The sequence below is a fragment of the Acinetobacter lwoffii genome, from assembly GCF_024129595.1.
Classification (GTDB): domain Bacteria; phylum Pseudomonadota; class Gammaproteobacteria; order Pseudomonadales; family Moraxellaceae; genus Acinetobacter; species Acinetobacter lwoffii_O.
In genome coordinates, this window is sequence record NZ_JAMXXS010000012.1 from 1 (window position 1) to 13230 (window position 13230).

Below are 13230 nucleotides of genomic sequence, written 5' to 3' on the forward strand. Positions count from 1 at the left end.
GTGAGAGTAAGTCATCGCCAGCTCATTATTCGAAATCCCCCTCCGCTAAGGCAGAGGGGGATTTTTTTTATGCGTGGGTTTTAGTCAAATAGCTCTTGGAATTGTTGAATATTGATTAAAAACTAGACTCATGGGTTTAGATTTTTAAGGAATAAGTAAGACTTTAGTCGGATATTGCATGAAAAGTAGCTGTGTTGAACTAAGTTGTTGCGAAGACATGGCGATAAGAATCATTAAAAATAATAAATAAGAGTTAGGGTCATGTGTCGTGCTGAAAACAACGAAAAAAACTCACAGGAGGTGAGTAAAAATGGCAGAAAACATGAAGCGAGTAGCAAACACTGTAAGTGTGAATGATGTGATTGATCAGGCAAAATTCACTAAATTTCACTTAAGCATTGTATTATGGTGTTTGTTTATTGTCCTATTTGACGGATATGATTTAGCAATTAACGGTGTCGTTCTGCCTCTACTTATGCAAGAGTGGGGCATGAGTGCTGTTCAAGCAGGCATGCTTGCAAGTACAGCACTCGCTGGCATGATGTTTGGAGCCATGCTGTTTGGGATGCTTGCAGACAAAATTGGTCGTAAAAAAGTTATCTTGATTTGTGTTTCTTTATTTAGTGCTTTTACATTTTTAGGTGGATTTACCACTAATCCAACAGAATTTGGTATTTTACGTTTTATTGCTGGTTTAGGGATTGGTGGTGTATTACCAAACTTAGTCGCTCTAACGTCTGAATATGCACCTAAACGTTTAAAAAGCACACTGGTAACCACCATGTTTAGTGGTTATGCGGTGGGCGGTATTATGGCTGCATTATGCGGTACATGGTTTACACCAAGTTTTGGTTGGGAAATTATGTTCTTCATTGCAGGTATTCCATTACTTTTTGTTCCATTTTTTTGGAAGTTCTTACCTGAGTCTTTAACTTTCCTCGTTAAAGAACAAAAAGTGAATGAAGCACGTCGTTTTATAAAGCAAGTCGAGCCAACTGCAGACATACAAGAAGATACTGAACTGGTTCTAGCTAGCGCTGATCAGACCCAAAGTGCATCAGTAAAAGCTTTATTTACAGAAAATCGTGCCACAGGAACATTCTTATTTTGGATTGCTTTCTTTATGTGCTTACTCATGCTTTACGCACTTGGAAGCTGGCTACCAAAACTGATGATGGCAGCGGGATATTCTTTAGGTAGCAGTTTAATGTTCTTATTAGCACTGAATATTGGTGCCGTGATCGGAACCATTAGCGGTGGTATTTTGGCAGACCGTTTTGACTTTAAACCTGTTCTTATGAGTATGTTAACTGTCGGTGTACTATCTTTGGTTGGTTTGGGCTTTAATTCTCCAACCCCTGTTATTTATTTACTTGTGAGTTTAGCAGGTGCCTCATCTATTGGTACCAGTATCTTGTTATATAGCTATGTTGCTCAATACTATCCTGTTGCAGTACGTTCTACTGGTATTGGTTGGGCTTCTGCTGTAGGGCGTACAGGTGCAATTGTTGGCCCAATCGTGATTGGTATGCTACTTGGTATGGAGTTACCACATAAATGGAACTTTATCGCGGTAGCAATGCCAGGTATTATTGGCATCATCGCTATTTCAATGATTCGTAAGCCACAACCTGGTCGCGTTATGGTGAAAAAATTAAAAACAGCTAAAATTTAAACTCTCGTAATTGACCTACTCAGTTAAAAAGCTCCTTACTTAAAGGAGCTTTTTCATATCTTTAGTATGAAATTAAATCAATATTCAATTGGTCAAAAGAATAAGCGGATTAAAAGAGCTTAAATATTGGACGAATTAAAAAATAAACATCAATTATTCAAAAGTTTATACTAATAATAGTGTGACATATCACGCAAATAAATGACATTTCCGAGAGCATAGCAGAATATCAATTAGTCTTATTGTGCCTTAAATCCTGCTTGCGTATATTGCCTGACATTGAAGATTGACTTCAGTCTTCAACAAGATGTTATGGACAAGTACTCATGGGAGATGAGAACGATGACAACGGAAAAAATAGATGTAAATTCTGTAGTCGATAATGCGAAATTCACGCCTTTCCACTTCAATGTAGTTGCTTGGTGTTTACTCATTATCTTATTTGATGGCTATGATCTCGCAATCAATGGTGTAGTTTTACCGTTATTGATGCAAGACTGGGGCTTAAGTGCAGTGCAGGCCGGAATGCTTGCAAGTACCGCACTGGCCGGCATGATGTTTGGTGCGATGATCTTTGGTTCCCTCGCGGACAAGATCGGTCGTAAGAAAGTGATCATGATCTGTATTGTATTATTTAGTGGTTTAACCTTTGCCGGAGGCTTTGCTTCAAACCCAACCGAATTCGGTATTTTACGTTTCCTTGCCGGTCTTGGTATTGGTGGCGTAATGCCAAACCTGGTGGCATTGACTTCGGAATATGCTCCACAAAAAATGCGTAGTACGCTGGTGACCACCATGTTTAGTGGTTATGCAGTCGGTGGCGTAATGGCTGCATTATTGGGTTCATGGTTTACCCCAAGTTTTGGTTGGCAAATCATGTTCTTTATCGCGGGTATTCCACTGTTTTTATTGCCAATAATCTGGAAATTCCTGCCTGAATCGCTCGCATTTATTGTGAAACAGAACAAGCAGCCAGAAGCTCGTCGTATTGTACGTCGCTTGGCGCCAAATCTGACTGTTACCGAGAATACGACTTTCACTTTGCCACAGGAAAATGTGCCTGAAGCAGCCAACGTGGTGAGCTTGTTCCGTCGTGGTCGTGCGGTCAATACTTTACTATTCTGGGTCGCGTTCTTCACTTGTCTGTTAACCATGTATGCACTGAGCAGCTGGTTACCGAAGTTAATGATGGCAGCGGGCTACTCGATGGACAACAGCTTGATGTTCATGATGGTGATGAACGTTGGTGCGGTTGTGGGTATTGTCGGTGGTGGTATTCTTGCGGATCGTTTCCACCTGAAACCGGTACTGATGTTCCTGGGTATGATGGGTGCGATTGTGATGAGCTCAATGGGCTTTGCATCTAACCAATTCTTACTTTACATCCTGGTGTTCCTGGCAGGTGCTGCGTCAATTGGTTCACAAATGTTGCTATATAGCTATGTTGCGCAGTTCTACCCACTTGCAGTACGTTCGACAGGTATTGGCTGGTCTTCTGCGATTGGTCGTATGGGCGCGATTGTAGGCCCAATCCTGATTGGTGGCTTACTGGGTATGAACCTGCCTGCTTACTTCAACTTTATGGCAGTCGGTTTACCGGTTTTAATTACTGCAATTGCTGTTGCATTGATCATGCATGACAATGAATCTGAAAAGATTGGTTCAGTCGAGCCAGCAGTGTCTAAAGCTTAAAGCTAAGTTCTTAAATAAGAAGCCTCCGAAAGGGGGCTTTTTTATTTTTGAATAATAGTATTATGTCTAAAATTTATTAGAAAAAGGTTTTTAAATGTTCAATCAAGAGAATCAGAATAATTCTTCTAACATTAATACTAATCAATTAATTCTAGACCTAAAGCAAAAAATTGAAGAAAATTTTAATGAAAGTGATTGGTCAGAAGTAGGGCTTCTTACTAATATGAATGACCTAATTGAAAATCATCCCCGTTTATTAAGAAGTTTATATTGGGAAGATAATGATTATGCTGCAAATATAATTAATATTTTGAAGGAAATACACAGCAAAGATAGTAATGCCTTGAAAATAATAGGTGGGCATATAGATCGGAAATATCCAGCACCCAATACAGTTTATGTTTCTACTCAAGTTAAGGCTAAAACTATTACATTTTCACCTTCAGTATTCACTATTCCAGAAGGCGAAATAGAAAATGATTTAATTGCTGTCATGATGCCTTTTTCTGGATTTGATTCTGTTTACGATTCAATAAAAAAAGCCTCAGGTAATGCAGGGTTTAGATGCTTAAGAGCAGATGACATTTGGAACAATAGTACAATTATTCAGGATATATTTGATTTAATATTTAGAGCTCGAGTAGTAATTGTCGATTTTAGTGGTAAAAATCCAAATGTTATGTATGAAACAGGAATTGCACATACTTTAGGTAAACTAGTTATTCCAATTGCTCAAAGTGTAAGTGATATTCCATCTGATATGATTCATCATAGATCTTTAATCTATTTAAAGAATGGTGAAGGGTTAAAAAATTTAGAAAGTGAACTGTGTAAAAAGCTAACTCAACTAAATTACCATTAGGAACTGACTATGCAATTTAATTCTATCTCCTCAATCCCTGAAGATGACGACGAACTACATCTTCCTGAACTGGTGTACTGGGCATCTTTAGGCGATGTTGAACAGGTCGAAGAGGGCTTACAGGAAGGTCTGGACGTCAACTCAGCCGATGAAGAAGGCTATAGCGCCCTACAAGCCGCTGCTGAAAATGATCATCTGGAAGTGGTCAAACTCTTGGTCAGCAAAGGCGCAGATATTGCGCATCGTAGTCCAAATACTGCTTTAGAACTGGCAGAAATGGCCGGCAATAAAGAGGTGGTGGCTTATCTGAAAAGTCTGGCCGGTGGTGTCTGAATATAAAAAAAGAACCTCAATGCTGAGGTTCTTTTTTTATGGTATGAGCTTAGGCAGCATCGCCTTCAAGTTCTTTTAAAATCGCTTCATTGAAAGCCGGTAAATCGTCCGGATTGCGTGAAGTAATCAGTACCCAGTCACCGGTATTGCAGCGATGGACTTCTTCATCGACCCATTTCCCGCCGGCATTTTCCAGATCCAGCTTGATGCTCTTATAGGAAGTCAGATTCTTGTCTTTGATACGCTGTGCATCAATCAAAGTCCATGGCCCATGACAGATCGCGGCAATCGGTTTGTGATTGTCGGCAAAATGCTGAATGATTTTTTGCGCATCCTGATTGATTCTCAAGGTATCCGCGTTGACTGTACCGCCGGGAATCACCAAAAGATCATAATCATTCAGATCGACGTGTTCAAGACTGGTATCCGGCGTATATTGGGTGGCAGCTTTGGTATCACCTTTGACCGTCGCGACATCTTCATTTTTTTCAGCAGCATGAATCACTTCAAAACCTTTGGACTTTAGAAAATTTAAAGGCTCAGTGAGTTCATCATGTTCAATGCCTTGATTGGATGTAATAAAGAGGACCTTTTTTACCATGATTGCTGTTCCCAAAAAATGTGAGGATTTTTAGCTTAACAACAAGGGGATTCTTACAATGTTGGAGTTTTAGCTCGGAACTGTTAAGCAATGATAAATAAAATAATAGGCAGAAAAAAAGCCCCGACATCCTGTCGGGGCTTTTTCGTATCTCGTGATTTAGGTATAACTCCTGTCGTACCTCACGTCCTGGTGTTGCGATGTTATTCTTGTTTTTAGGTCTTCGGAGCATCCTGCTCTCTATGGTTATAAGGTAATACACATCCAGGTGGCGCACTAGCAGCAGATTGCGGTAATTGCTGTACGCTTTGGCTTACATCAGCGCAGAGTAATTGAGCTGCGCAAACTTAACCGGTTGTATTGCATTAAAAATGTATATCCAGACCGATATAAGGACCTTTAAATTCCAACTGTAAGTCTGGACGTTGATCCTGTTCAAAATCTACTTGCATCATACGATAACCGATTTTGGCACCCACATCGACCAGCAGATTATCAATAAAGTCATATTGCAGTTCCGCCTGTACATCGGTTTTTTGGCTATCGCTGCCGTGACTGTAAATAGCTTCGGCTTTGGCACTCATACCGGTAAAGGGCAATTTAACCCCGGCTGTTGCATAGAGCAGTGGGCTGTATTCATCCAGATCGTATTGAGTGAAAACTCCGGTCGTCAGGTTTTTCACAGTACCATCCAGATTGGTTAAACCTGCGCCTATATCCACATGCACAATAGTATCTAGCAATTCATAATACAGAATATAGTCAATATTGTTCAGCTCAATTTCTGAGGCATTGATAAGAGAACTCTGTTCGCTATTGCTGTCCAGATTGACGTATTTAATCTTGGCATTTGGTAACAATGGCACAGGATGTTCTACAGCGACAGATAGCTGCGCTGTACCTTGTCGATCTAGCTCATGCTTGAAATTGTTATCCTGACTATAGCCGTCAAAATCCCAGTAACTGAGATCTGCTTTCACGCCGATTACATCTGCATGACTGAGCGTACTGAGTCCAAAACCGAATAATAAGGTGGTGAGTATTTTTGCGCGCATGGCTCTATTCCCTAAAGCTTTATTAAAATTGGAGGTGTCTGGTTACTTAAAAACATCTTCTTAATATGGAGTAGCAAGTGCATGATATAGAGAATTTCAAAAATGTATATCCTTGGATTTTGCAGGACAATAAGATGGTAGCGAGAAGCACACAACAAGCGAAAGAGTATGCATTATATGTCGCCGGTCAGGTGGCTCAGACGGGTGAATGGCTAGAGGTCAAACATAAATATAACCACGAACTGTATGCCCGTGTCGCTTTGGCAGATGCCAACACACTGGAACAGGCGATTCAGTCTGCCGTAGACGCAGAAGCCGAAATGGCTGCCTTAGAGCCGTTCCAGAAACAGAAAATTCTGCTGCATTGCGTACGCCGTTTTCGTGAGATTCATGAAGAACTGACCGAAATTCTGATTGCAGAAGGGGGCAAACCGCGTAAAGCAGCTGAAGCCGAAGTTGAGCGTCTGATTAATACCTTTCAGATTGCCGCAGATGCCGTGACCCAAGTTGATCAGGGACGTATGCTGCCTTTGGCCGTGACTGCGGCAGCATCCGGTTATCGGGGCATTATAAAACAGGTGCCGATTGGTGCAGTGTCTTTGATTAGTCCGTTTAATTTTCCTTTAAACCTGACCGCGCATAAAATTGCTCCTGCGATTGCAGCCGGTTGTCCCTTTGTGCTGAAACCACCTAGCCTGACCCCGATTTCTGCCTTAAAAATTGCTGAAATTCTGGCGGAAACCGATTTACCGCGAGGTGCGTTTTCGGTATTGCCCTGTCCGCGAGAGCTGGCTGATCTACTGGTCACCGATGAGCGTTTTAAATTACTCAGTTTTACCGGTTCCGATGCTGTAGGCTGGGATATGAAAGCGCGTGCCGGTCGTAAAAAAGTGGTCTTGGAGCTGGGTGGCAATGCTGCTGTCATGATTGAGCCAGATACCGAAATTAACGATGCCTTGATTAACCGTCTAATTGGCGGGGCGTATAACCATGCCGGACAGGTGTGTATCAGTGTGCAACGCATTTTGGTGCATCAGCAGATTTATACTGAAGTGAAGGACAAACTGCTGGCGAAACTGAAAACGATTAAAGCCGCTGATCCGAATCTGAGCACAACCTTGGTTGGTCCGATGATCAAGGAAGATGAAGCCAAACGCCTGAAAAAATGGCTGGATAAAGCCGTGAAAAAAGACGCGACAATCCTGATTGGAGGCGAATTGAATGGTGTGATGTTCGCACCGACCTTGCTGGAAAATGTAGACCACAGTCTGGAAATCTACCGTGATGAAGCCTTTGGCCCGGTGGCAATTCTGGAAGCGTATGCTGATTTCGAATCCGGTATTGCCTGTATCAACCGCAGCCGTTTTGGCTTGCAAGCTGGAGTGTATACTCAGAATCTGAACAAGATGCTGTATGCCTGGGATCATCTGCATGTCGGCGGTGTCATTATCAATGATATTCCGTCTTTCCGGGTCGATAACATGCCTTATGGCGGGGTCAAAGATTCAGGTCTGGGTCGTGAAGGAATTCAGTCAGCCATTCGCGACATGCAGGAAGAGCGCATGCTGGTGATTAAAGCCTAAGTTTAGAATACTCATCGCTTCGATATCACAGGCAGCTTGTTTTAAATCTGCTTGTGATATTTAAACCGGTTTTTAAAGAGGTCAAAATTCCATGAGAGAATTTGATTTCCCATATCACGGCTTGGTCATGTGCCTTAGTATGAGCCGTTTCATCTTCAAATAATGATCTAAAAACAGATGCTGGATCAGAGTCTTGGAATACATTTTTGAAACAGCGACCCTGTAGTAAAACTTAAGAAAAATATATTCCAAAAAGTTTGTCAATATATAACTTGTTTAATCTGCCTTATTTTGCAGAATTATTGAACGCTTAATTCGAATAGATTATAAATAACGAATATTTTAAGCAGAATTTACAGAAAAAATTTAAAAAAGTCAGTATTGTTAAATCATCTACAAGGTCAGTTTTTCGATCAGACTTTAAGCAAGATGTAAGACCTGCTGACCTGTTTGTACATTAGAATTCGACGCCCACAAGGTGCCCTCTAATTCAAACACCCAAAATTATTGAAAATGCTTCTTTTTTTGCTTGCGCCATAACCATAACAAGCAGCATCTAAAGGGGTTAAAAGTTTAGGTGTTCTATGACAGAAACTCGTGAGAATTGGTCCGCACGATCAGGATTCATTATTGCAGCGATTGGTTCCGCCGTTGGCTTGGGGAATATCTGGCGTTTCCCTTATGTTGCCTATGAAAATGGTGGCGGGGCATTCCTGATCCCCTATCTGATTGCGATTTTCGCAGCAGGTTTACCTTTATTGTTTTTAGACTATGCGGTCGGACACAAGTTCCGTAAAGCACCGCCTATGGCCTATAAAAAACTCATGAATGCCGAATCCTTGGGTTGGTGGCAGGTCATGGTCACTCTGGTGATCGGGATTTACTATGCCAGCGTCTTGTCCTGGGCTGGCAGCTATATGTTCTATTCCTTTGGACAGCAGTGGGGCACAGATACCCAAGGCTTCTTCTTCAATACTTACCTACAAAATGGTGAGGGTCTGACGCTCGGTTTTGTACCTGTGCTGTTCTTTGGTCTGGTGGTCGTTTGGGCAGCAGTCATGCTGATTCTTTACGGTGGAGTACGCCGTGGGGTAGAACTGGCGAATAAAATCTTTATGCCATTGCTGGTGATTTTATTCACGATCCTAGTGATTCAGGCAGTACGTTTACCTGGTGCAGTCGATGGTTTAAATGCTTTCTTCACGCCGAACTGGGAAGCGATGGCCAACTATAAAGTCTGGTTAGCCGCTTTTGGTCATATCTTCTTCTCACTGTCAGTGGGCTTCGGGATCATGTTGACCTATGCATCTTACCTGAAACGCAAAACCAACCTGACTGGTTCCGGGATTGTGGTGGCACTGGCCAACTCGTCTTTTGAAATTCTGGCGGGTATTGGTGTCTTTGCCGCGCTTGGTTTTATGGCGTTCAGCTCAGGTGCGAAAGTTGAAGATGTGGTGTCTGGCGGTATCGGTCTGGCCTTTATTGCGTTTCCGAAAATCATTTCCAGTTTAGGTGTAGGTGGTGACCTGTTCGGTTTCCTGTTCTTTGCTTCGTTGACGGTTGCCGGTATTACCTCGATGGTGAGCATCCTGCAAGTTCCGATTGCTGCGTTCCAAGACAAACTGGGCTGGTCAAAGAACAAGTCAGTGACGATTATTGCTGGTGGTTCAGCGGTGATTTCTACCCTGATGTTCTCGACACATAGTGCCATTACCTTTGTCGATATCATCGACTACTTTGCCAATAACATCGGTATTGTTGGTGGTGGTCTGTTATCGATTATTCTGTTGTCGTGGTTCCGTCGTCCATTAATGAAACAGCTGGAAGGCCATGTGAATGAGTTTGCCAGCGTGAAACTAGGTACGAGCTGGAACTTCATGCTGACGGTGATCACGCCGTTGTCATTATTGCTGGCATTGGGCCTGACCCTGAAATCGATCATGGCAGAAGGTTATGGTGGCTATGCTGCCAGTACCCTATGGATGGTAGGTGGAGGAGTAATGGCATTCTTTATTCTGGGTGCCATTCTATTCAGCCTGATTAAAGATCGTCACAGCTAGGAGAGCGACTATGAATACATCTGCACTAATCATGATGATCATCTCTATCGTTTTATTATGGGGTGGTCTGGTACTGGCTGTGATTCATCTGGCAAAGAATCCGGAAGAACCAGAAGACTAAAAATCTTCACATAAACCTACTGTTACCATAAACGGAAGTCATTATCATCCTTGATGATAATGACTTTTTTAATGGCTGATGCTCTGACATGATTTCCGTTTCAGATGGACAAGTCTATACAGCCTTTGCCGTGACTTTATTTGCCGGGCTGGCCACCGTGGTGGGTGGGGGACTGGTATTATTCTTAAAAAAACCTAATTTCCGTTTGCTGGCCTTTGGTCTGGCCTTTGCTGCCGGGGCCATGATCTATGTCTCTTTAACCGAAATTCTGAACAAATCGATCGCGTCCTTTAGCCTGGATTTTGATGAAAAAACCGGTTTTGCCTTTGGCACTTTTGCTTTTTTACTGGGCGTAGTTCTGGTGTTATTGCTGGATCGCTTTGTGCCGAATCCCCATGACACCATTGAAACCCATTCTGCCAAGGGCGTCAGTTCAACCCAATTACTGCGTACCGGCATGTTGACCCTGTTTGCGATTAGCGCACATAACCTGCCGGAAGGACTGGCGACGTTTTTTGCCACACTGGAAAGCCCTGCTTTGGGTGCGCCACTGGCGGTGGCAATTGCGATTCATAATGTACCAGAAGGTGTGGCGATTGCCTTGCCGGTATATATGGCCACGGGCCGTAAAGATTATGCGCTCTGGGCCAGTCTGGTTTCGGGTTTGGCCGAACCATTGGGGGCAGCGCTCGGTTATTTTATTCTGGCACCTTATATGAGTGAAACCGTCTATGGTCTGATCTTTGGCGTGATTGGGGGGGTGATGGTTTATCTGGCGCTGGATGAATTATTGCCGACGGCAAAGCGCTATTCTGAAGGGCATGAAACAGTCTATGGATTGGTGAGCGGCATGGCGGCATTGGCCAGCAGTCTGGTGATTTTTAAGTTTATTCAATAAGCCTTATATTCACTAAATCACGAGGTATAAAAAAAGGCAGCTTGCGCTGCCTTTCATTTTAAACACATGACTTATGCAGTTTTTTCTATACGGCAATAGAAAAAGCCGTCGCCTTGATCTGCTTTCGGCAACAACTGACGACCATGAATCTGCTCGATGCCCCAATCGGCTTCGATTTTGATTTCTTTGGCATCGGCATGGGTATTAAAAAACTCGACCATCTGCTGTTCGTTTTCGGCTTTTAGAATTGAACAAGTGATGTACAGCAACGTACCGCCAACTTTCAGTTGCTGCCACATATTTTCCAGAATCTGCTTTTGCAGATGTACCGTTTGCGGAATATCTGTAGAGTGACGTAGCAAGCGAATATCCGGATGACGACGGATCACACCAATTGCGGAACATGGTGCATCCAGCACGATACAATCCACCGACTCAGGTGCTGTCCAAGTGATCGCATCAGCCGCGATAATTTCAACGTCGGCATATTCAGTTAATAGTAAACGTTCCAGATTTTCTGCCACACGGACTAAACGTCTGGCATCCTGATCAATGGCATACAGTTTTTTCGGGCTATATTTTTCCAATATATGCGCAGTCTTACCACCCGGAGCGGCGCAGGCATCGACCACGACTTTGCCTTCAAGGTCAGGAAGCAAGGTCGCACACAGCTGAGCATGTTCATCCTGAACCGAGAAACCGCCGGCTTCATAGCCCGGCAGGTTCGGAATATGGACATTCTGTTCCAGAACGATGCCAACTTCAGAAAGAGTACAGACACGTGCTTCATAGCCTTCTTCTTCCAGAATTTCCAGATATTCATCACGGCTAACTTGGTTGACATTGACACGCAAGGTGAGCGGTGCAATCTGTTTCAAGTCATGTGACAGTTCGGCAAGCTGTTCCGGCCAGTCTTTCTTTAAACGCTTATAGAGCCAGCTTGGCAGGCCATGTGCCTGATTTAAAGCCAGGTCAAATTCTTCTGTTTCACGTGAAACACGACGCAGAACGGCATTCACCAGACCGCTTAAAGGTTCAAAACCGAGCTGTTTGGCTGCAGTGACGGTTTCTGAAATTGCAGCATGCGCCGGAATACGGGTACATAAAATCTGATACAAACCCAGATATAAGCAGCTTTCTAAAGCCTGATTATCAAGAGGTTTGGTTAATAATGGCAGGGTAATGGCTTTCAGGCCGTGCCACTGACGTAAACAGCCCAAAGTTAACTCGTGATATAGACCACGGTCACGTTCAGACACGATGTTGATATGTTGATTGAGTACAGAAGCAAGTGATTGACCATTTTGTACAGCCAATAGCGTTTTTACAACTTGCGCGCGCAAATTCAAGTTTTTAGCTGATGATTGAATTTGGCTCATGCGAATTTATGTCCTACCGATAGTTTTTGAGTTTGATTAATTTGAACAGCATTCAGGGCTTTGCCACCTGGCCATTGCAGATTGGTGATGCAAATAGCATGTTGATCACCACACATCACATGCACGCCGTCTTTATCCAGGGCAATCACTTCACTAGGCAGGGCATTGCTTGCCTTTTGTGTGGAAAGTGATGAATTCCAGATGCGTAAATTGTTGCCGTCATCTAGCGGGGTGAATGCCACTGGCCAGGGATTAAAGGCACGAATATTACGGTCAATATCTGCTGCAGGCTGGGTCCAGTCAATTTGTGCTTCGGCTTTTGTCAGTTTATGCGCGTAGACAGTCAGATTTTCATCCTGAACTTCACGGGTCTCAAGATAGTGCTGTAAAGTCTGTTCCGATTCGAGCACGGCCACAATCGCCTCAGCACCTTGCAGCGCCAGTTTGTCATGCAGGCTGGCAGATGTATCTTCGGCGCTAATCGGGCACAGTGTTTTATACATCATGTCCCCGGTATCCAGACCGGCTGCCATTTTCATAATGGTCACACCTGTTTCGATATCGCCGGTAGCAATCGCGCGCTGAATCGGGGCTGCACCGCGCCAGCGTGGCAACAGCGAACCATGAATATTCAGGCAACCATATTTTGGCGTATCCAGAACCACTTGTGGCAGGATCAGGCCATAAGCTGCCACCACCATCACATCTGCATTTAAGGCTTTAAGTTCCGCTTGCGCCGCCAGACCTTCTTCAGTCGATGACTTGAAATGCAAAGGCTGATAGACCGAAAGATGATGTTCAAGCGCTAACTGCTTCACCGCAGATGCCGTGAGCTTTTGTCCACGTCCGGCCTTGCGGTCCGGTTGAGTATAGACCGCCACAATTTCATGTTCGGTTCTAAGCAACGCAGCCAATGCAGTCGCTGCAAATTCTGGTGTGCCTGCAAATATGATCTTCACACATGAAATTCC

12 protein-coding genes are annotated in these 13230 nt (G+C 43.5%); 8 read left to right on the top strand and 4 right to left on the bottom strand.

Going from position 1 to position 13230, the window contains the following annotated elements:
* The first annotated feature begins 310 nt into the window (after positions 1–310).
* From NI466_RS07625 to NI466_RS07640, 4 genes are all read left to right on the top strand, one after another.
* Complete coding sequence (locus tag NI466_RS07625) at positions 311–1675, top strand: MFS transporter (protein WP_005094821.1); 1365 nt, start codon at positions 311–313, stop codon at positions 1673–1675.
* Positions 1676–2017: 342 nt separating this feature from the next.
* Positions 2018–3367: an aromatic acid/H+ symport family MFS transporter gene (locus NI466_RS07630; protein WP_253173236.1), complete on the top strand. Its 1350-nt coding sequence runs from the start codon at positions 2018–2020 to the stop codon at positions 3365–3367.
* A 94-nt stretch (positions 3368–3461) separates the two neighbouring features.
* Complete coding sequence (locus NI466_RS07635) at positions 3462–4229, top strand: hypothetical protein (protein ID WP_253173237.1); 768 nt, start codon at positions 3462–3464, stop codon at positions 4227–4229.
* Between the two features lie 9 nt (positions 4230–4238).
* Complete coding sequence (locus tag NI466_RS07640) at positions 4239–4562, top strand: ankyrin repeat domain-containing protein (protein ID WP_253173238.1); 324 nt, start codon at positions 4239–4241, stop codon at positions 4560–4562.
* 49 nt (positions 4563–4611) lie between these two features.
* Here NI466_RS07640 and NI466_RS07645 read toward each other — a convergent pair whose 3' ends face one another.
* Both NI466_RS07645 and NI466_RS07650 read right to left on the bottom strand, forming a co-directional pair.
* Complete coding sequence (locus NI466_RS07645) at positions 4612–5163, bottom strand: type 1 glutamine amidotransferase domain-containing protein (RefSeq protein WP_005264505.1); 552 nt, start codon at positions 5161–5163, stop codon at positions 4612–4614.
* 365 nt (positions 5164–5528) lie between these two features.
* Entirely contained in the window at positions 5529–6218 is a 690-nt protein-coding gene (locus tag NI466_RS07650) for a TIGR04219 family outer membrane beta-barrel protein (RefSeq protein ID WP_253173239.1), read from the bottom strand.
* A 134-nt stretch (positions 6219–6352) separates the two neighbouring features.
* Here NI466_RS07650 and NI466_RS07655 point away from each other — a divergent pair, with 134 nt between their 5' ends.
* From NI466_RS07655 to zupT, 4 genes are all read left to right on the top strand, one after another.
* Positions 6353–7801, top strand: coding sequence for an aldehyde dehydrogenase family protein (locus tag NI466_RS07655; RefSeq protein WP_253173240.1), 1449 nt, complete (start codon positions 6353–6355; stop codon positions 7799–7801).
* Positions 7802–8385: 584 nt separating this feature from the next.
* Positions 8386–9861, top strand: coding sequence for a sodium-dependent transporter (locus NI466_RS07660; RefSeq protein ID WP_253173241.1), 1476 nt, complete (start codon positions 8386–8388; stop codon positions 9859–9861).
* A 10-nt stretch (positions 9862–9871) separates the two neighbouring features.
* A complete protein-coding gene (locus tag NI466_RS07665; protein ID WP_004647694.1) occupies positions 9872–9982 on the top strand; it encodes a methionine/alanine import family NSS transporter small subunit in 111 nt (36 codons plus the stop codon).
* Between the two features lie 88 nt (positions 9983–10070).
* Positions 10071–10880 (top strand): zinc transporter ZupT, encoded by an 810-nt coding sequence (gene zupT, locus NI466_RS07670; RefSeq protein WP_253173242.1) that lies wholly within the window; start codon positions 10071–10073, stop codon positions 10878–10880.
* A gap of 71 nt (positions 10881–10951) precedes the next feature.
* Here the strand turns inward: zupT and rsmB are convergent, their stop codons facing one another.
* Both rsmB and fmt read right to left on the bottom strand, forming a co-directional pair.
* A complete protein-coding gene (rsmB, locus tag NI466_RS07675; RefSeq protein ID WP_253173243.1) occupies positions 10952–12259 on the bottom strand; it encodes a 16S rRNA (cytosine(967)-C(5))-methyltransferase RsmB in 1308 nt (435 codons plus the stop codon).
* Positions 12256–13218, bottom strand: a complete 963-nt coding sequence (gene fmt / locus NI466_RS07680) for a methionyl-tRNA formyltransferase (protein ID WP_071850134.1) — start codon at positions 13216–13218, stop codon at positions 12256–12258. The genes rsmB and fmt overlap by 4 nt, the downstream gene beginning before the upstream one ends.
* Positions 13219–13230 lie beyond the last annotated feature (12 nt).